This window comes from Klebsiella sp. OBRC7, from assembly GCF_000293135.1.
GTDB lineage: Bacteria > Pseudomonadota > Gammaproteobacteria > Enterobacterales > Enterobacteriaceae > Klebsiella > Klebsiella michiganensis.
The window spans coordinates 1-19,273 of sequence record NZ_ALNJ01000058.1; the positions used below are offsets into that span (position 1 = coordinate 1).

Below are 19,273 nucleotides of genomic sequence, written 5' to 3' on the forward strand. Positions count from 1 at the left end.
TCAGGGGGCCGCTCTGCGCCATATTGCGATCAATAAGTTGCTCCAGCGCCTGAATATCCTCGGCGTTAATCGTCTGCGTTAAGCGGGCGAGACCTTTCTCATCGCTGGCGAGTTCCGCCCCCAGCACAAACAGCATCTTCTGGATGGCATGCAGATCCTGGCGTAATTCTGCCTGGCGCGAGCTGGCATAGCAGACGCCAAGCTGGGAAATCAGTTCATCCACCGTACCATAGGCGTTAACGCGGATGTCGTCTTTGTCGATACGGCTGCCGCCAAATAGCGCGGTCGTGCCTTTATCACCGGTTCGGGTATAGATGCGATACATTTATTTTATCTCGCTGAAGGGAAGCACTTTGACCAGTTGGCCCGCATTGGCGCCGAGCGTGCGGATGCTGGCTATCCCAGCGGCGATATGCCCGCAGACCAGCGCCCGATCCTCGGGTAGCTGGGCGTGGGTTAGGGCAATATCACCACTGGCGCTGAGGCCGAGACCCACGCGTAGCGTTGAGCTTTTAGCCGCCAGCTTGCTGAGGGCCAGCGCGCAGTCATGCTCGTCGCAACAGATTGTCCGGCAAGGGACGCCTTGCTCTTCCAGCCCCCAGCATAGTTCATCAAGCACGCGCGTATCCTGCCAGCGTGAGTGATAAAACAGATGTACGCCCGGTGATGAAAGTGACATTGCGCCCCCTTATTGATCAGAATGCCTGACGGAAGATCCCGGCAATTTCTTTCTCGTTACCTTTACGCGGGTTGGAGAAGGCATTGCCGTCTTTCAGCGCCATTTCCGCCATATACGGGAAATCGGCTTCTTTGACGCCCAGCTCGCGCAGATGCTGCGGAATACCGATATCGGCTGACAGGCGAGCGATGGCGCGAATCGCCAGCTCGGCAGCATCCATGGTGGACAGACCGTCAGTGTTCTCACCCATAAACTCCGCGATGTCGGCAAATTTCTCCGGATTAGCGATCAGGTTATAGCGCGCCACGTGCGGCAGCAGGACGGCATTTGCTACGCCGTGCGGCATGTCGTACAGACCGCCAAGCTGATGCGCCATCGCGTGAACGTAGCCAAGGTTGGCGTTGTTGAAGGCCATACCCGCCAGCAAAGAGGCATAGGCCATATTCTCGCGAGCTTTCAGGTTGCTGCCCAGTGCTACGGCCTGGCGTAAGTTGCGGGCGATCAGACGAATTGCCTGGATAGCGGCGGCGTCGGTAACCGGGTTGGCATCTTTTGAAATATAGGCCTCAACGGCGTGGGTCAGGGCGTCCATTCCTGTTGCCGCAGTCAGTGGCGCAGGTTTGCCGAGCATCAGCAGTGGGTCATTAATGGAAACCGACGGCAGGTTGCGCCAACTGACAATCACAAACTTCACTTTGGTTTTGGTATTGGTCAGCACGCAGTGACGGGTGACTTCGCTGGCGGTACCGGCGGTGGTATTCACCGCGACGATCGGCGGCAGCGGATTGGTCAGGGTTTCAATCCCGGCATAGCTATAGAGATCGCCTTCGTGCGTCGCCGCGATACCGATGCCTTTACCGCAGTCATGCGGGCTACCACCGCCGACGGTAACGATGATATCGCATTGCTCTTTACGAAAAACGTCCAGGCCGTCGCGCACGTTGGTGTCTTTAGGGTTTGGCTCGACGCCGTCAAACACCACCACGTCAATACCGGCTTCACGCAGATGTTCGAGGGTTTTATCAACCGCGCCGTCCTTAATGGCTCGCAGACCTTTATCAGTCACCAGCAGCGCTTTTTTACCGCCCAACAGTTTGCAGCGTTCGCCCACGACGGAAATAGCATTCGGGCCAAAAAAGTTCACATTTGGCACCAGGTAATCAAACATACGATAGCTCATAATTTACCTTCTTAGATTTAAATTATAATTCAGAGAAACAATTCAGTGCGGTTTGCGCTAATAACATGTCTTGTTCGACAGTACCGCCACTTACGCCGACAGCACCGATTAATTTATCGTTTAACATGACAGGTAAGCCGCCACCAAAAATAACGATCCGCTGTTGATTCGTTAGCTGTAAACCATATAGTGACGCACCCGGTTGTACCGCGTCGGTAATTTCATGGGTCCCCTGCCGCAGACAGCAGGCGGTATACGCTTTATTAAGAGAAATATCACAGCTGGTGACGAACGCGTCGTCCATGCGTTGCATCAGCAGCGTGTTGCCGCCGCGATCCACCACGGAAAAGACCACCGGCACGTTGATCTCAAGCGCTTTAGCCTCGACGGCCTGCGCCATTTTTTTCGCCGCCGCCAGCGTAATGGTGGCGATTGGTTGGCTCTTATTCACAGTCTCTCCTGAAAATGTTGTAGGGCTGATGTCACGAAAATATCGCGATACAGCTATTTTTTATCATTGGGTTTGGCTTTATTTTCTCGCCGCGCGTTATTAAGTCAATAGGGTGAAAATTTAAAAAGTATTAATTTAATTTTGTGTATTAGTGTTTATTGATAATGATCATTTAACTTCGTCACAATTCGCTACGAATATTCCTGAGAACCGTTTCAATATGGAACGATGAATTTTTATTACGTGCCAAATTGGAACGAAATTAATTTTATTTTTTTATTGCTGTGCTCATTTAGAGTTCGGCCATTGCTGATGAAAGGCGAATGCCGGGAGGTGTGTCCCCGGCAATACGGCCCGGCGTCCCTATTTTTTATCTTTTGAGTCCATAAACTATGAGAAGATCAAAACGATTCGAAGTGCTTGCGAAGCGCCCTGTAAATCAGGATGGGCTGATTGGCGAATGGCCTGAAGAGGGACTGATCGCCATGGAAAGCCCCTACGATCCGGCTTCGTCGGTGAAGGTAGAGAATGGTCGTATTGTTGAGCTGGACGGCAAGAGCCGCGCCGAGTTCGACATGATTGACCGTTTTATTGCCGACTACGCGATTAACGTGGCTGAAACTGAACGGGCAATGCGGCTCGACGCGCTGGAGATCGCCAGAATGCTGGTGGATATCCACGTCAGCCGGGAAGAGATTGTTGCTATTACCACCGCTATCACCCCGGCGAAAGCGGTGGAGGTGATGGCGCAAATGAACGTGGTGGAAATGATGATGGCGCTGCAAAAAATGCGCGCCAGACGCACGCCGTCCAACCAGTGCCATGTCACCAACCTGAAAGACAACCCGGTACAGATTGCCGCCGATGCGGCTGAAGCGGGGATCCGTGGTTTTTCAGAACAGGAAACGACGGTCGGGATCGCCCGCTATGCGCCGTTTAACGCCCTGGCGCTGCTGGTCGGTTCCCAGTGCGGTCGCCCCGGCGTGCTGACGCAATGTTCCGTTGAGGAGGCGACTGAGCTGGAGCTGGGGATGCGCGGGTTAACCAGCTACGCCGAAACCGTGTCGGTATACGGTACAGAGTCTGTGTTTACCGACGGCGATGATACGCCGTGGTCCAAAGCGTTTCTCGCCTCGGCCTATGCGTCTCGCGGACTGAAAATGCGTTACACCTCTGGCACCGGTTCGGAAGCGCTGATGGGCTATTCCGAGAGTAAATCGATGCTCTATCTGGAGTCGCGCTGCATCTTTATCACCAAAGGCGCGGGCGTACAGGGGCTGCAAAACGGTGCGGTCAGCTGTATTGGCATGACCGGCGCGGTGCCGTCGGGGATCCGCGCGGTGCTGGCGGAAAACCTGATTGCCTCAATGCTCGACCTTGAAGTGGCCTCCGCCAATGACCAGACCTTTTCCCACTCTGATATTCGCCGTACCGCCCGTACCCTGATGCAAATGCTTCCCGGCACCGACTTTATCTTCTCCGGCTATAGCGCCGTACCGAACTACGACAACATGTTTGCCGGGTCGAACTTCGACGCGGAAGACTTCGATGATTACAACATTCTGCAACGCGATCTGATGGTTGATGGTGGTCTGCGTCCTGTAACCGAAGAAGAAACCATCGCCATCCGCAACAAGGCGGCACGCGCCATTCAGGCAGTGTTCCGCGAACTGGGCCTGCCGCTGATTAGCGATGAAGAAGTCGAAGCTGCTACTTATGCTCACGGCAGCAAAGATATGCCCGCGCGCAATGTGGTGGAAGATCTGGCCGCCGTGGAAGAGATGATGAAGCGCAATATCACCGGGCTGGATATCGTCGGCGCACTAAGCCGTAGCGGTTTCGAAGATATCGCCAGTAACATCCTCAATATGCTGAGACAGCGTGTTACCGGTGATTACCTGCAAACGTCGGCTATTCTGGATCGCCAGTTCGACGTCGTCAGCGCCGTCAACGACATCAATGATTATCAGGGACCTGGTACCGGCTATCGCATCAGTGCCGAACGCTGGGCGGAAATTAAAAATATTGCGGGCGTGGTTCAGCCCGGCTCGATCGAATAAGGCGGTACACAGTGGAATGCACAACTGAACGTAAGCCGGTTTTCATCTTACAGGTGAGCGAAGGCGAGGCGGCTAAAGCGGACGAACGCGTGGATGAAGTCGTGATAGGCGTCGGCCCGGCCTTTGATAAGTATCAGCATAAAACCTTGATTGATATGCCGCACAACGCGATTTTGAAAGAGCTGGTTGCTGGCATCGAAGAAGAGGGGCTGCATGCGCGAGTAGTGAGGATCCTGCGCACCTCAGATGTTTCTTTTATGGCATGGGATGCGGCAAATCTCAGCGGCTCAGGCATTGGGATTGGTATCCAGTCGAAAGGAACCACGGTGATTCATCAGCGCGATCTGCTGCCGCTAAGTAACCTGGAACTGTTTTCTCAGGCTCCGCTGCTGACGCTGGAAACCTATCGTCAGATTGGTAAAAACGCCGCACGCTATGCACGCAAAGAGTCGCCTTCGCCGGTGCCAGTGGTCAATGACCAGATGGTGCGCCCTAAATTTATGGCCAAGGCCGCGCTGTTTCACATCAAAGAAACCAAACACGTGGTGCAGGATGCTGCGCCTGTCACGTTGCATATTGCACTGGTAAGGGAATGACCATGAACGACAACATCATGACCGCGCAGGATTACCCATTAGCCACCCGCTGCCCGGAGAAAATCCGGACGCCTGGCGGCAAGCCGCTAACCGACATTACCCTTGAGAATGTGCTGGCGGGCCGCGTAGGGCCGCAGGATGTGCGTATTTCTCAGCAAACGCTGGAGTACCAGGCGCAGATTGCCGAGCAGATGCAGCGTCATGCCGTGGCGCGCAATTTTCGTCGTGCGGCAGAACTGATTGCGATCCCGGATGCCCGCATTCTGGAGATCTACAACGCACTGAGGCCGTTTCGTTCTTCGTTCGCCGAGTTGCAGGCCATTGCCGATGAACTGGAACACACCTGGCACGCCACGGTGAACGCCGGGTTTGTCCGCGAGTCGGCAGAGGTATACCAGCAGAGAAATAAGCTGCGTAAAGGCAGTCAGTGACGGAGGCAGCATGCCGTTAATTGCAGGGATCGATATCGGCAACGCCACCACTGAAGTGGCGTTGGCGCAGGATGGCCGGTTTATCGGCAGCGGGATTGTCGCCACGACCGGGATGAAAGGCACGCGGGAGAATATCGCCGGGGTGGTCGCGTCCCTGCAGCAGGCGCTGGATAAAACGCCGTGGTCGCTGCAGGACGTGGCAAAAATCTGCATCAACGAGGCCGCACCGGTGATTGGCGATGTGGCGATGGAAACCATCACTGAAACCATCATTACCGAATCAACGATGATTGGTCATAACCCGCAAACGCCCGGCGGCGTTGGCGTGGGCATGGGAACCACCATCGCCGTGGAGAAGTTGGCGGCGTTGAGCGAGGATCGATTTGCCCAGGGCTGGATACCGTTGGTGGGTGAGGAGATGGATTTCCTTGAGGCGGTTTGGTTTATCAATGAAGCGCTGGATCGCGGCGTCAACGTGGTGGCGGCCATCCTGAAAAAAGATGATGGCGTGCTGGTGAATAATCGCCTGCATCGGCCAATACCGGTGGTTGATGAAGTCACTCTACTGGAGAAGGTGCCGGAAGGCGTGCTGGCGGCGGTGGAAGTGGCGGCCCCGGGACAGGTGGTGCGGGTGCTGTCGAATCCTTACGGTATCGCAACCTTCTTTGCCCTGACCCCTGAGGAAACACAAACTATTGTCCCCATCGCCAGAGCGCTGATTGGCAACCGTTCCGCTGTGGTGCTGAAAACCCCGCAGGGAGATGTGCGATCAAGAGTGATCCCGGCGGGTAAGATCTTTATCCGTGGTGAAAAGCGTGGCGGTGAAGCCGACGTAGCGCAAGGCGCGCAGGCCATTATGCAGGCGATGAGCGCCTGCGCGCCCGTGTGTGATATTCGTGGTGAAGCAGGCACGCACGCAGGCGGCATGCTGGAGCGGGTGCGAAAGGTAATGGCGTCCCTGACCGGCCATGAGATGAGCGCGATATACATCCAGGATCTGCTGGCGGTGGATACGTTTATTCCGCGCAAGGTGCAGGGCGGGATGGCCGGCGAGTGCGCCATGGAAAATGCCGTCGGGATGGCGGCGATGGTGAAAGCGGACCGTCTGCAAATGCAGGTTATCGCCCGCGAACTGAGCGCCCGACTGCAGACCGAGGTGGTGGTGGGCGGCGTGGAGGCCAACATGGCCATCGCCGGGGCGTTAACCACTCCCGGCTGTGCGGCGCCGCTGGCGATCCTCGATCTCGGCGCCGGCTCGACGGATGCGGCGATCGTCAACGCGGAGGGGCAGATAACGGCGGTCCATCTCGCCGGGGCGGGGAATATGGTCAGCCTGTTGATTAAAACCGAGCTGGGCCTCGAGGATCTTTCGCTGGCGGAAGCGATAAAAAAATACCCGCTGGCCAAAGTGGAAAGCCTGTTCAGTATTCGTCACGAGAATGGCGCGGTGGAGTTCTTTCGGGAAGCCCTCAGCCCGGCGGTGTTCGCCAAAGTGGTGTACATCAAGGAGGGCGAACTGGTGCCGATCGATAACGCCAGCCCGCTGGAAAAAATTCGTCTCGTGCGCCGGCAGGCGAAAGAGAAAGTGTTTGTCACCAACTGCCTGCGCGCGCTGCGCCAGGTCTCACCCGGCGGTTCCATTCGCGATATCGCCTTTGTGGTGCTGGTGGGCGGCTCATCGCTGGACTTTGAGATCCCGCAGCTTATCACGGAAGCCTTGTCGCACTATGGCGTAGTCGCCGGGCAGGGCAATATTCGGGGAACAGAAGGGCCGCGCAATGCGGTCGCCACCGGGCTGCTACTGGCCGGTCAGGCGAATTAAACGGGCGCTCGCGCCAGCCTCTCTCTTTAACGTGCTATTTCAGGATGCCGATAATGAACCAGACTTCTACCTTAACCGGGCAGTGCGTGGCCGAGTTTCTTGGCACCGGATTGCTCATTTTCTTCGGCGCGGGCTGCGTCGCTGCGCTGCGGGTCGCCGGGGCCAGCTTTGGTCAGTGGGAGATCAGTATTATCTGGGGCCTTGGCGTCGCCATGGCCATCTACCTGACGGCCGGTGTCTCCGGCGCGCACCTTAATCCGGCGGTGACCATTGCCCTGTGGCTGTTCGCCTGTTTTGAACGCCGCAAGGTGCTGCCGTTTATTGTTGCCCAGACGGCCGGGGCCTTCTGCGCCGCCGCGCTGGTGTATGGGCTCTATCGCCAGCTGTTTCTCGATCTTGAACAGAGTCAGCATATCGTGCGCGGCACTGCCGCCAGCCTTAACCTGGCCGGGGTCTTTTCCACGTACCCGCATCCACATATCACTTTTATACAAGCGTTTGCCGTTGAGACCACCATCACGGCAATCCTGATGGCGATGATCATGGCCCTGACCGACGACGGCAACGGAATTCCGCGCGGGCCGCTGGCGCCGTTGCTGATTGGCTTGCTGATCGCCGTGATCGGCGCGTCGATGGGGCCGCTAACCGGCTTTGCGCTGAATCCGGCGCGCGACTTCGGCCCAAAACTGTTTACCAGTCTGGCCGGGTGGGGCTCGATCGCCTTTACCGGTGTGCTGGCGATCCCTTACTTTCTGGTGCCGCTGCTGGCGCCGGTGGTGGGGGCGATTATCGGGGCGTTTTTGTATCGCAAGCTTATCGGCCGCTTTCTGCCGTGCGAATGCGGTATCGATGAGTAAAGCGGGACCCGCCGCAGCGCGGCGGGTTTCCCCGGCCTGATGCCGGGGGGGTTATTTTTTGATGACCGCGCTGAGATCGCCAAGTTTAGCGGCGGGGTTCTTGTGGCACTCCTGCAGCATTTTCGGTACCGAAACGGTCTCGACTTCATGCCAGTCAACATAGTCGCCGCCGCTAAAGTCGGTGTTGCGATTCACTACCCAGAAGGCCACCGGGGTCATGCTTTTTGGGTTCATATCCATAAATTCCTGACAGGTCATATTCTGCGGCGTGGTTTCCTCAACCGCGAACGCCGGGCTGGTCATCAGACAGAATGTGGTAGCCGCCACGGTCAATACGAGTGCTTTAGGGAAGGTGCGAACAAGTCCCTGATATGAGATCATGTTTGTCATCTGGAGCCATGGAACAGGGTTCATTATGAGGCGATTGATTGAGCCAGAACTGGCAGAAAAGGCCGTACTGAAAATGGATGCCAATGGCTTTGAAGAATGCCTGTCTTTGTGCCAAAAGCTGCGTTCCGCATATGAACGTAGGGATGTTTATCTGGCGCACCAGCTAAACCTCACTCTGCGGCTGAAGCTTTACATATACGCCGGTCTGCCTGAGTTTTTCAAAATTGTAACCCAACTGTGGATTAACCTGTGGCCAACTCTGAGTTACACGTTCGAATCTGACTCGGAGGATAAATGGCCAATATTTTTCTCGTCGCTTGAACTCGCTCTTTCAAACAGGGATGCAGGGGCAGCAGCAGATGCCATTAGAGAGTCACTGGATAAGGGGTTGCGGATCTATCTCAGCTTGTTAACCGAGCAAGGTGAGTAAACCGGCTACTAGTAGCCGGTTCGGATTCAACGTTTGAGGGTTTGCATCATCAGGGAGGGTTTAGGAATTGGTTCTTTCTGCTCAGCAGGCTTATCCGAATCAATGATGGTTGTTGCTCGGATACCTGTGGCCTGGGTTTCCACTGGTGAAGAATTCCGTTCAACGGCAATGCCCAGCGTTTGCGACAGAATGTTGCTCAGCGTTTCGGCATTAAACGATGTCGTGGTTTGTGCGGCCAGCAAATTTATTAACCGAGGGTCGAGCTCATGCAAGGCAGACGCAATTACCAGTGCCTTACGGTAAAATTCCCCCCGGGATCGGCGGGGTAAGCGCTCCATAATATCAAGAGCTTTACCGTCTTCTGGATTATTGCCGGGGCGGAGCCAGACGAGTAAACGTTTATCTTCTTCCATCACATAACCTCGTTTAGACGCTTGCCATTGCTTTGACGAGCGCGAGCTGCGCGTCAGGCGCTTTGATGACATCCAGCTTAGGGAATAGTTCGACAATATGAGAATGGATGAGCTCAGCACCGCCCCCGGCCAGTATGATTTTGTGGACGCTGTTCTGACGACGTATATCAGCTGCAACAGCTTCGGCCAGATTTTTCGACTCAGAATCGATAACGTCAATGATGGCATCAATTTTAGAGTGATCATTGACCGCAGAAGCAATCAACGCTCTATCATGACGGTTTTTAATGATGATATCCGCAATGGCATAACTACTTGGAGACTGGGCATCCTGGAGCGCAGCCATAACAGCTTTTGTCACTCGTGAAACGCCAACATCGCTGTTGCCAAAGATATCAGATATGCCCTCCATTGCCCCCTGAATGATGGCCAGGTCTAGGGTTGTTCCCCCCAGATCGACAACCAGGGTTCGTGTAAGCTGCGTGGTTGTTTTAGGATCAATCAGATATTCAGCCGCAGGTACTGATTCAGGCATTACGTTAACTTTTACAACATGAAAAGTTTCGCCATTATTCAGGGTTATTGGGCCCATAACGTTGGCCTTTTTCTTTTCAATATTAGCTTCGTTCAACTGCGCATCGCTCGTGAAGAACATGGCCACCGGCAGTGTCACTGTAAGTTCAACATCCTGTGGCTCAAGACCGGAAGTCAAAAGGGCATGATGAATTGCTACGCGACTTACAGCGTCGAACTGGAAAGAGGTATGCGTTGTTGTAATTGCAGATGTTGAACCAATGTCGTGAGTAAATTTCCGCCCATCAATGAGATAGTTGTAGATAGTTTTACCACCAAATGCGAGTGGAGTAGCCCAGCCTTCGCGGAAGGCGTTCTGCGAAACATGAGTTTTGATTTCACCATTCTCAATCCAGGCAAGTTTTACGTTCGTTGAGCCGTCATCACAAGCGATGTTCATCATGGTATATACCTCATTAAAATGTTCAAAAGTATCAAAAATCTCTGCCATTTTAGATAGTAAGCCATCCTGAAGCAAGGAATGCGCACCTGTAGCGCACGTTTAATGTCCACAAAATGACTATGAAAAGTGAATTACGAGTGAGTAAAACAGGAACGATTCTATCGGATTGAAATCTGGCGGGGTAAACGAGAAAGAGGGATGTATACGTACATGCAGAGGTCGGTAGCCCTGGAACACCAACGGAAAAAGTAACAAACCACCCGAAAAATGAACCAGTGCCACCAGACTAAATTGTGACAATCGATAGCCAATACTGCAAGAGAACCTAAGAATAAAAGGTATCGCTATATGACAGCTCAGTCGGTAAAATCGAGGAAACCATGTCGGATCACCATTGTAGTTTCTGGTTAGTTCAATAATGAGGTATCCCCAATGACATCCATTCTGCTTACTTCTGATTCTGTTGATGGGTACACTTTTTGTATTTCTACTGATGGTAATGGATGTAAGCTGTCAGTCAGGCCAGAATACCGGCGCAATGGCACACAAACTTATGATGGCTGGTTTCCCAGATACTACTCAAAGCCTCAGTATGCTAAAGCAGCGTTAACAAGGTTCCTTGGAGAATCTGTTAACTGGTCACCACGGACGGGGCTCAGTTAGTCACAGGATACGTAACAGCCTGAGTCCGAGGATACCAACAAGTCAAGAGAACCCCCTGATAAACCCTTAACAATCAACACCTTACCTTGGTGCGCTTAATGAACCTTATGTTGAATTATGGTTAAGTAGTCGATTTTATGGTTGGAAGTGCCTGTTTGCAGTAAAATGCAGTTCATTACCTTTAACCACTGGAACTAGACATGGCTAATGAAGATCTCCCCTCTGGGTGCAAACGCTGTAAAGGATGCAATCAGGTTAAACCCTTCGAAGAATTCGGTAAGGAACTTAAGGGTAAGTTTGGCCTTAAAAGTAAATGCAAGTTGTGCATTAGCGATAAAAACAGAAATTATGCTGCCGGTTCCGGTGCAGGTGTAAAACTCCAAAACAATAAAAAATACCAGACCGAGCATAAGAGTGAACTGGCAGAAAAGATGAGAGTAAGACGGGCAAAGAAAAAATTTGGAGATAACTATGAAGCATATCTAGCATCTTTAGAAAGGATTAAAAACCTCTGATAATTACATAACAACCTTAGCCAATAAGACACAAAGATTATGTATTGTTGCTTTTATTTCAAAGCATCAACTTTATTGAAAAGTTACGCTATACACTGTGCAATTTATTATGCTGATTTAATTTGGTGATTATATGAGTTGTCATGACAGAGACATCAATAAGATCCTTCAATCATTCACTCACTTAATGGTTGAAGCAAAAAAAAGCATCTTTCATTCAAAATCAATGAAGGTTCAAGGTCTTCAGTTAGTAGATGAGTTATACATCCGTGCCCGGACGGGAAAAATGTCATACCTCGGTTCGTCGGTACTGGTAGTCGCAACCATTTCAGTGAAGACCCCAGGCAAAGGATTTTTCAGACAGTTACTCTCGAAATTAAAAGAAGCAGCTGAGACAAATAACTACATCTTAAAGGTTGAGAATGTCATCAGCACCGAACTTAGGGAGTTTCTTATCAGAGAGGGTTTTTCATTTCCTGGTGAACGGTGGATGTGCGGTTCCGGCTACTGGGCTCCATCATCACTTAGGCTTAATGACCAATTAAGCACCCTCCCCGTCTAATATGAGGCCGTAAATGTTCATAACCCCTGAAGTTGCTTATGTCTGCGAGCTGTTACATAAATATGATGTACTTCCACTCGAATGTGATGGTCATACTATGGTTGTAAGTTGCCTGCTAGATAGATTCTGTATACCGCACCAGCGCATCGTTGGAGAAGTAACGTTGGCTGGAACTGGCCAGATAATTCGACCTCATCTGTGGATAGAGTATGACGAATACATAATAGATTACCGCCTCCGCATGTGGGCAAGGAAAACCGAAGATAATGTTAGTCTAGTGCCTCATGGCATCTTTATCGAAGATAAAAGTCAGGCAATTTACACTGCTCAAAGAATTGCAAATAAAGCCATGATATCAGACTCGATAATTGATTTTATGACAGATGGGTTATGGACTAAGATTCTCCTAGAAATCCCTGGTAAAAAAAGAATTACATAAAGCAGGAGGATTAAGTTTGTTCATAAAGTTTTTCTTCACTGACACTCAAAGCAAAGATGTCTTTTTCCAAGCACCAATCTTAGAAAATATTTGCTTTTCTACTGACTCAAGTTGGTTCATTAAAAGATGATAGTTGAATCGCCACGGATAATCTAGACACTTCCGAGCCGTTGATAATACTGGTTTTCATATTCTGTCGGTGAAATCTGATCGCTAGAACCATGCCGACGCTTACTGTTATAAAACATTTCGATGTAATCAAAAATATCGCTGCGGGCTTCTTCCCGCGTTCCGTAGATCTTTTTCTTTATCCGTTCGCGTTTCAACAATTGGAAAAAGCTTTCTGCAACCGCATTATCATGGCAGTTACCGCGACGGCTCATGCTGCCCTCCAGGCCGTGTGATTTCAGGAACGACTGCCACTCATGGCTTGTGTACTGACTGCCCTGATCCGAATGAACCAGCACCTGTTTTTGGGGATTACGCCGCCATACAGCCATCAGCAGTGCGTTCAGGACAATGTCCTTTGCCATCCGGGATTGCATGGACCAGCCGATAATTTTGCGTGAGAACAGATCAACAACCACGGCAAGATACAGCCAGCCTTCGTGGGTTCTGATGTAGGTTATATCCGTTACCCAACGCTCATTCGGAGCATCCGGATTGAACTGTCGCTGGAGCCTGTTGGGCGACACGATACTGGCCTCGCCTTTACGTGCCCGCGGGCTCCGGTATCCGACCTGAGCCTTTATCCCGACACGTTTCATCAGTCGCCAGACTCTGTTCACTCCGCACTGTTGCCCGCTGTCCCGCAGATCCAGATGGATTTTACGATAACCATAGACGCATCCCGATTCCAGCCAGAACTGTTTAATCTGTCCTGTCAGTCTCAGGTCTGCCTGATGGCGTTGTGAATGCGGCTGCTGAAGCCAGGCGTAAAAACCACTGGGATGAACATCCAGCACCCGACAGAGCAGGCGAACAGGCCAGCAACAGGTGTTGTCACGGATAAAGGCGTACCTCAGTCGGACAGCTTTGCGAAGTACGCCGCGGCTTTCCTGAGAAACTCCCGGTTCACACGCATAACTCGGGATCTTGCTGGAGAGAGTAACCCAGTGATTTTGCCCTTCGTTTAAGCCCGTCGAGTACGCGATTACGGTAGCGCTCTTCATAATAATCCGCGCCAGGATCGACATATTTCTGACCGTATTTAAGGGCATTGTAGAACAGTATTGCCAGTTTTCTTGCCGTTGCAGTGACTGCTTTTGCTTTCCCGATACGGGATGATAATCGACGATAAAAAGCACCCAGCGCTGTATCGCTCCGGCCAATTGTTGTGGCTGCCAGTCTTAGTGCAGCAGCAATTCGACTGGATGAACGCCGTGTTTTCGAGGACAGTACTTTTCCACCGGAGATCTTATTCCCCGGGGACAAACACAGCCACGAGGTAAAATGGCTCGCATCCGGCCAGCGATTCATGTCAGTACCGCATTCGGCAACGAATTTTAGTGCCAGATAAGGTCCGAACCCATGTATCTGTGTCAGGTCTGCTCCGGTAATTTTCCAGAGTAATGGCCTGACATCAAAGGAAAGCTGATTGGGCTGTTTTGTACGATGTCTGGCGGAGGGCAATACTCCTTCAGGCTCTTCAGTTCCGGTGCTGAGCTGCAATAATGAAGTTTCGATTTGATCATCACACTCACGGATTTTTTCCTGGTAAAAATCGAAAAATGCCACCGACTGTTCAAGTGCAAAAAGATGTTCAGGCTGCCAGTTCCCTGTCAGTGCCTGTTGAAGAACCTCTGGCGTCTTTTTACATCTGACATCACGATACTGGATCAATACTGAAGGATCGCGCTCACCACTGACAATAGCTCTGACGATTGAAAGACCGGTAACGCCAGTAATATCCGATACGGCATGATGCAATTGAACATTCATCTGCATCAACGCCTTCTGCATATGTTGGATATGAGCAGCCCGGTATTCAGTCAGGCGTTCCCGTTGTCTCAAATAAGACCTGAGTACGGAAATGTCGTGTTCAGGTCTGAAACTGGCCCGAAGAAGGCCAAATGAATGCAGCTTCTGCAGCCACTGTGCGTCATTGACATCAGTCTTGCGACCGGGAACATTTTTTGCGTCTCTGGCATTAACAAGGATCACATTGAAACCCGCAGCCTCAAGGATCTCAAAAGCAGGCAACCAGTAAACGCCAGTGGACTCCATGGCAATGGTCGTAATGTGACAGGTTTTGAGCCAGTCGGACATCCGATGAAGGTCGCCAGTGAAACTTTGAAAAGTTCTGACCGGCTCGGCGTCAGCATCCGGTGGAACGGCGACTACGTGGAATTCAGCGCCAATATCAACGCCCGCAGCATGAGGATGGATAACAGACATTCGGGAGGATTTTTTCATGGAAATCTCCTTGCTCATTTTTCGATGAACGAAGGAGGGGACGACGGAGAAATCACCTTCCTGAACGGGATCAAAGTCACCACTGCCGGATCCGCCACAGTCCCTGAACCATGTTTTTTTACGGGGTCATACCACCAAAAGGCCGACGGCTGCTTCCTTCGCTAAATTAGCCTGCCAACTTTTCCGGGGAGTTTCTGAGACTCAGGACGGGGTTTCACCCATGGACAGTTTTTTAATATGTCCCGTTCGTCGGTAACCCGTTTCAGCTCTTTCTGGAGACGGCGGATCTCGGCCTGAACATCTGACTGTTCTTTATTAGTGGAAGAATCCGGACCGTACTTCTTTATCCAGGCGTAAAGGCTGTGGGTGGTGATATCGAGACGTGTTGCAACGCTGGCAACAGAATAACCGCGATCAACAACCTGTTTGACTGCTTCAATTTTAAACTCTTCGGGATAACGCTTACTGCTCATGGGCACCTCTCTTTAAGCCATCTTAAATGACTCTGAGGTGTCTGTTAAACCCGTGGCGATTCAAGTCAGGAGTCTCAGCTCCAATGTTCCCTTCCCACTTTAGAATCAATTCACTTACCTTCCCTTTTAATGTTGCAAGGAGAACAAGCTGTTTCTTCGCGAATACAATCTCTTCCTGATGTATGTTTTTCTTTGCCATTGTAGTGTAGGTTCCATATCCATGTTGATTTATGTTAAGGATTACATTTTATTAACAATATTTTTATTGATTGTAAACACAAATCTCAATGGAATAGCATGAATTAAAGTCATCACGACCATTTTACCTAGTAGTATCAGCATGATAGTAAGTGAAATCAGATTATAAAAAGCAGATAGTCATATCGAACAAAAAGATAATTGAAATAAAACAAAAAACCATCACTGTTAAGTGATGGTTAATGATTTCAATATGGAATTATTTAGTAATCAAACAAAATAACCAGGATTATTAATCAGATCACTTTGTTGAGTACTATGTGCCATTTCAACAAATTCAGACACGCTTGTAATTTCATTGAGTGTGGTGATTGCGAATAATCGAAAAGAAAACTCTTTATTACCTTTTCTTGGGTAGATGTTCAGGAAAAAATTCAACTTTTGACCAACCGGACACATACTTGAAACCGCAGCATAAGATTGTGTCTGTCTGAGGTACTGAGTGAGGAATTGAGCAAGATCAACACCCTCATCAGACGTTAACGACCTGGATGTCTGAACCTTTAATAACCTTACAAGGTTATCTATGGCGGTCTGAATAGGAAGAAGTTCTATCTGAGGAACCTTCAAAAAATCAGCTATGATAATACCAAGTAACTGGCTCTGATCGTTCATGAAATTATGGATATAAAGAAAGTGTGAGTCACCGAATCTTTCAGCAGAATCATACTTAAAATTCCATTCATTCAATACTGCACTGTACTTCATTTTATTCATGGTTAGCTCCTCTTTATATAAAAAAAGATTAACGCAACATTCATCGGTGACGAAATTCTAAGACCCGTTAATTTCGCCCCCTATTGGGGTCATAAAAAATTGTCACGCTACGGCCTGTCTGGCAGAATCCCCTGAAACCGATTTGCGATAAGTAACCCTGATGAAAAACCTCATTAATGATGTTGCGACTGAAGCACGGGCATTACTGAACGGTATCCTCGCTGACTGTGATACCGATGACACAACGGGCACATGCCTATTTGCCAGTCTGCTATTAGCTCGTCTGGCACATAGCAAAGGGTTATCAGCTGTGATTAGAGGTGGCGATGGGAAATCTGACGGCGGGTTATTCACTATGTATGGCGGGTTCGGTCATTACTGGTGTGAGATCTCCAACAACGATGAATTCCATATTGTTGATATATCGGCAGATCAATTTGGCTTCGAAGGAGTTATCGTTAAGAACATCAAAGAGGTAGAAGGCTGGCCACGTTACATCCCTGGAAACCAGGATGTCGTAAATGCTGGAGTTGAGGAGCTCTTCAACCACGGATACTAAATGGTCGAGTCTAAGTGCGATTTATACACCTCAAAACGCCCCCATTCTCGATTCAAGAATTATTGATTTACAAGTAATATCAGAAATATTTAGTTCACTCTAAGGCAAGTGAATGAAGAAGAAATTACCGTCATGGTCACCAGCTGAAGATCTGAAGCTTATAAAAGGGCTTAAGGATGGTTACTCATTTGCAGCGCTTACGTCCATTCTTGGATACAATGAAAGGATAATCCAGTTAAGATGTATCGAGTTGGATTTATACCTTCTCATAAGAGAAAATCTCTCCGAGCCTAACGAAATTACCCTCAAGCCTAACTCTTCAATCAGAGTGCCACCGGCTGAACCAGCTTCAGGTATAACTCTTAAAACCCTGCTAGATAATGGATGGGTAGCACACTGCATAAATGGTGAAAATGTTCTGTACTCTCCAGAATGGTGGCGAACAAGAAACACAAGCCTGTTAGTACCCGAAGATGAGGATACTGATCAGCTACATAAGAAAACATCTTCACACCTCATTACCGGTAAACCGTGGACTCCTGACGATACTCGGGTCTTACTTAAGGCGATACAACATGGTATCAGTAAAACGGCACTTGCCGAGCTTACCTTAAGAAGCCATCAATCCACTCTTCAGCAACTTATAGAGCTTGGAATGATTACCGTGGGCGCTGAAGACGATTCATCTAGTACGGTTATATGGTTAAATAAAAAAATAAGTTCTGCGAAATTATCAAAAAAACGTTTTCTTGATGTCCTGCCACTAATCGAATTCGGCTGGCACATTGATGGATTCGACCTTACCGCCCCAGATTGGTGGAGCAAGCATATAGTGCTTAATGAAATTATCTATGAAACCGTACCAGATAAAACCATTTCAAATTACCCGGCCAGAACTGACATTGATTGTGATAGTGAAAAACCACAACAAATTAAGGAAAGATCAGTGCCTGAACGGAACCAAAGAGAACCACAAAAACCAGCCAAATGGGTATGTGGAAACTATAAGTTTTTAATTACACTTCTATCTGAGCATCGTTCAATAGAAGTGATTGCCAAGAAAATGAATAGGACAGATGGCGCGATTAGGTCACGTCTACAGCATATCGGTATAACGCGTTACGAGAAACCAACAAAACCTGGTGAAAAAGGAAGTGTCATTAAAGCTACATCAATTTCTACAGATATCTTCAGAAACCAGCCATTTTTTGTGAAGAGATTACTCATAGATGCCGGATGGTCTGAAAAAAACAATGAATTGCATTGCCCGGTCTGGTGGAGCAATTATCCACACAACGTTTAACGGGCTTAGTCACGAACTCTACCCTGGAGAACTATATGTTTGATTATTTTAACAGACCATTTGACACTTTCGACTGGGCGCTGATTATAGGATGCGGAATCCTTTTTGTCGGGCACTTTATCTGGAAAATCTTCTTCAGCGATGAAGGCCGTAGGAAAATTGATAATGAAGCGCCGCCTCCAATCATGACTCAGAAAGTAGATGATGAAACGGATGGTAAATAAGCACACAAAAATAAAACGCCCTTAAGTTATATATAGTACCTTGAACTATGTATATTGTGTATTAAGGCAGAGAAATCTGCCTTTTTATTTGACAATAAACTCTTTAGAATTATAGTGTATTGTATGTTTAACGTGTATAAAGGAATGAACCTTGTCATCGGTTAAAGTCAAAGCAACTATCGTAGAAGATAATACTGGCATTAAAAGTCAGCTCCCCATCTTGATCACCGAACAAGGTGAAGTTGGTTCAGTTACCGATTACTTGCTAAAGATGGAAGCTGATGGTGCTAGTAATGCTTGGTAATGACTCCAACTTAATGATAGTGTTTTATGTTCAGATAATGCCCGATGACCTTGTCATGCAGCTCCACCGATTTTGAGAACGACAGTGACTTCCGTCCCAGCCTTGCCAGATGTTGTCTCAGATTCAGGTTATGTCGCTCAATGCGCTGAGTGTAACGCTTGCTGATAACGTGCAGCTTTCCCTTCAGGCGGGATTCATACAGCGGCCAGCCATCCGTCATCCATACCACGACCTCAAAGGCCGACAGCAGGCTCAGAAGACGCTCCAGTGTGGCCAGAGTGCGTTCACCGAATACGTGCGCCACAACCGTCTTCCGGAGCCTGTCATACGCGTAAAACAGCCAGCGCTGGCGCGATTTAGCCCCGACGTATCCCCACTGTTCGTCCATTTCCGCGCAGACGATGACGTCACTGCCCGGCTGTATGCGCGAGGTTACCGACTGCGGCCTGAGTTTTTTAAATGGCGGAAAATCGTGTTGAGGCCAACGCCCATAATGCGGGCGGTTGCCCGGCATCCAACGCCATTCATGGCCATATCAATGATTTTCTGGTGCGTA

General features: G+C 49.7%; 22 protein-coding genes and 3 pseudogenes. 13 read left to right on the forward strand and 12 right to left on the reverse strand.

What is annotated here, in order from left to right; genetic code table 11:
- The 4 genes from HMPREF1144_RS12290 to HMPREF1144_RS12305 form a co-directional block, all read right to left on the reverse strand.
- The coding region (locus HMPREF1144_RS12290) for an ATP:cob(I)alamin adenosyltransferase (protein ID WP_009652916.1) at positions 1-325 on the reverse strand (325 nt) is incomplete at its 3' end.
- On the reverse strand, positions 326-679 hold the full coding sequence (locus HMPREF1144_RS12295; RefSeq protein WP_007372188.1) for a glycerol dehydratase reactivase beta/small subunit family protein: 354 nt from the start codon (positions 677-679) through the stop codon (positions 326-328).
- Between the two features lie 16 nt (positions 680-695).
- On the reverse strand, positions 696-1,859 hold the full coding sequence (gene dhaT, locus HMPREF1144_RS12300) for a 1,3-propanediol dehydrogenase (protein ID WP_007372189.1): 1,164 nt from the start codon (positions 1,857-1,859) through the stop codon (positions 696-698).
- Between the two features lie 22 nt (positions 1,860-1,881).
- A complete protein-coding gene (locus HMPREF1144_RS12305; RefSeq protein ID WP_007372190.1) occupies positions 1,882-2,310 on the reverse strand; it encodes a GlcG/HbpS family heme-binding protein in 429 nt (142 codons plus the stop codon).
- 392 nt (positions 2,311-2,702) lie between these two features.
- On the opposite strand from HMPREF1144_RS12305, the gene HMPREF1144_RS12310 reads away from it, so the two are divergent.
- Genes HMPREF1144_RS12310 through HMPREF1144_RS12330 form a run of 5 tightly spaced genes read left to right on the forward strand, consistent with a single transcriptional unit; the run spans position 2,703 to position 8,076 of the window.
- The gene (locus HMPREF1144_RS12310) at positions 2,703-4,370 is read left to right on the forward strand and encodes a propanediol/glycerol family dehydratase large subunit (protein ID WP_016241522.1); all 1,668 of its coding nucleotides are present in this window, start codon (positions 2,703-2,705) and stop codon (positions 4,368-4,370) included.
- Positions 4,371-4,381: 11 nt separating this feature from the next.
- The gene (locus HMPREF1144_RS12315) at positions 4,382-4,966 is read left to right on the forward strand and encodes a propanediol/glycerol family dehydratase medium subunit (protein WP_009652918.1); all 585 of its coding nucleotides are present in this window, start codon (positions 4,382-4,384) and stop codon (positions 4,964-4,966) included.
- A gap of 2 nt (positions 4,967-4,968) precedes the next feature.
- Positions 4,969-5,397 (forward strand): diol dehydratase small subunit, encoded by a 429-nt coding sequence (locus HMPREF1144_RS12320; RefSeq protein ID WP_007372193.1) that lies wholly within the window; start codon positions 4,969-4,971, stop codon positions 5,395-5,397.
- A gap of 10 nt (positions 5,398-5,407) precedes the next feature.
- Positions 5,408-7,219 carry a diol dehydratase reactivase subunit alpha gene (locus HMPREF1144_RS12325; protein WP_007372194.1) on the forward strand — a complete coding sequence of 604 codons (1,812 nt, stop codon included), beginning with the start codon at positions 5,408-5,410 and terminating at the stop codon, positions 7,217-7,219.
- 53 nt (positions 7,220-7,272) lie between these two features.
- Positions 7,273-8,076: an MIP/aquaporin family protein gene (locus HMPREF1144_RS12330; RefSeq protein WP_007372195.1), complete on the forward strand. Its 804-nt coding sequence runs from the start codon at positions 7,273-7,275 to the stop codon at positions 8,074-8,076.
- Positions 8,077-8,127: 51 nt separating this feature from the next.
- Here HMPREF1144_RS12330 and hdeB read toward each other — a convergent pair whose 3' ends face one another.
- Positions 8,128-8,379, reverse strand: a complete 252-nt coding sequence (gene hdeB, locus HMPREF1144_RS12335; protein ID WP_007372196.1) for an acid-activated periplasmic chaperone HdeB — start codon at positions 8,377-8,379, stop codon at positions 8,128-8,130.
- A gap of 160 nt (positions 8,380-8,539) precedes the next feature.
- Between hdeB and HMPREF1144_RS12340 the strand changes: the two genes are divergently transcribed.
- Positions 8,540-8,896 carry a GntR family transcriptional regulator gene (locus HMPREF1144_RS12340; RefSeq protein WP_242529909.1) on the forward strand — a complete coding sequence of 119 codons (357 nt, stop codon included), beginning with the start codon at positions 8,540-8,542 and terminating at the stop codon, positions 8,894-8,896.
- Positions 8,897-8,922: 26 nt separating this feature from the next.
- On the opposite strand, the gene HMPREF1144_RS12345 is transcribed toward HMPREF1144_RS12340, so the two are convergent.
- Complete coding sequence (locus tag HMPREF1144_RS12345) at positions 8,923-9,309, reverse strand: plasmid partitioning/stability family protein (protein ID WP_009652914.1); 387 nt, start codon at positions 9,307-9,309, stop codon at positions 8,923-8,925.
- A gap of 13 nt (positions 9,310-9,322) precedes the next feature.
- Positions 9,323-10,333 (reverse strand): plasmid segregation protein ParM domain-containing protein, encoded by a 1,011-nt coding sequence (gene parM / locus HMPREF1144_RS12350; protein ID WP_223883253.1) that lies wholly within the window; start codon positions 10,331-10,333, stop codon positions 9,323-9,325.
- 815 nt (positions 10,334-11,148) lie between these two features.
- Between parM and HMPREF1144_RS12355 the strand changes: the two genes are divergently transcribed.
- The 3 genes from HMPREF1144_RS12355 (at position 11,149) to HMPREF1144_RS12365 (ending at position 12,464) form a co-directional block, all read left to right on the forward strand.
- Entirely contained in the window at positions 11,149-11,463 is a 315-nt protein-coding gene (locus HMPREF1144_RS12355; RefSeq protein WP_009652923.1) for a hypothetical protein, read from the forward strand.
- Between the two features lie 133 nt (positions 11,464-11,596).
- Positions 11,597-12,025, forward strand: a complete 429-nt coding sequence (locus HMPREF1144_RS33625) for a hypothetical protein (RefSeq protein ID WP_032155219.1) — start codon at positions 11,597-11,599, stop codon at positions 12,023-12,025.
- 13 nt (positions 12,026-12,038) lie between these two features.
- Entirely contained in the window at positions 12,039-12,464 is a 426-nt protein-coding gene (locus HMPREF1144_RS12365; RefSeq protein ID WP_016241518.1) for a hypothetical protein, read from the forward strand.
- A gap of 152 nt (positions 12,465-12,616) precedes the next feature.
- Here HMPREF1144_RS12365 and HMPREF1144_RS12370 read toward each other — a convergent pair.
- From HMPREF1144_RS12370 to HMPREF1144_RS12385, 4 genes and pseudogenes are all read right to left on the reverse strand, one after another.
- A pseudogene (locus HMPREF1144_RS12370) lies at positions 12,617-13,540 on the reverse strand (IS3 family transposase); the annotation flags it as partial.
- Complete coding sequence (locus HMPREF1144_RS12375; RefSeq protein WP_008786676.1) at positions 13,539-14,879, reverse strand: IS110 family transposase; 1,341 nt, start codon at positions 14,877-14,879, stop codon at positions 13,539-13,541. The pseudogene HMPREF1144_RS12370 and the gene HMPREF1144_RS12375, both read right to left, overlap by 2 nt.
- Before the next feature lie 230 nt (positions 14,880-15,109).
- Positions 15,110-15,352, reverse strand: a pseudogene (locus HMPREF1144_RS12380) (transposase); the annotation flags it as partial.
- A gap of 468 nt (positions 15,353-15,820) precedes the next feature.
- Complete coding sequence (locus HMPREF1144_RS12385; RefSeq protein ID WP_007372203.1) at positions 15,821-16,327, reverse strand: hypothetical protein; 507 nt, start codon at positions 16,325-16,327, stop codon at positions 15,821-15,823.
- A gap of 160 nt (positions 16,328-16,487) precedes the next feature.
- Here HMPREF1144_RS12385 and HMPREF1144_RS12390 point away from each other — a divergent pair, with 160 nt between their 5' ends.
- From HMPREF1144_RS12390 to HMPREF1144_RS32975, 4 genes are all read left to right on the forward strand, one after another.
- Positions 16,488-16,886 carry a hypothetical protein gene (locus HMPREF1144_RS12390; RefSeq protein ID WP_016241897.1) on the forward strand — a complete coding sequence of 133 codons (399 nt, stop codon included), beginning with the start codon at positions 16,488-16,490 and terminating at the stop codon, positions 16,884-16,886.
- A 112-nt stretch (positions 16,887-16,998) separates the two neighbouring features.
- Complete coding sequence (locus HMPREF1144_RS12395) at positions 16,999-18,189, forward strand: hypothetical protein (protein WP_009652915.1); 1,191 nt, start codon at positions 16,999-17,001, stop codon at positions 18,187-18,189.
- Between the two features lie 35 nt (positions 18,190-18,224).
- A complete protein-coding gene (locus tag HMPREF1144_RS12400; protein ID WP_007372207.1) occupies positions 18,225-18,413 on the forward strand; it encodes a hypothetical protein in 189 nt (62 codons plus the stop codon).
- A 151-nt stretch (positions 18,414-18,564) separates the two neighbouring features.
- Complete coding sequence (locus tag HMPREF1144_RS32975; RefSeq protein WP_177974068.1) at positions 18,565-18,717, forward strand: hypothetical protein; 153 nt, start codon at positions 18,565-18,567, stop codon at positions 18,715-18,717.
- 10 nt (positions 18,718-18,727) lie between these two features.
- On the opposite strand, the pseudogene HMPREF1144_RS12405 reads toward HMPREF1144_RS32975, so the two are convergent.
- Positions 18,728-19,273 (reverse strand): annotated as a pseudogene (locus HMPREF1144_RS12405) (IS1 family transposase); the annotation flags it as partial.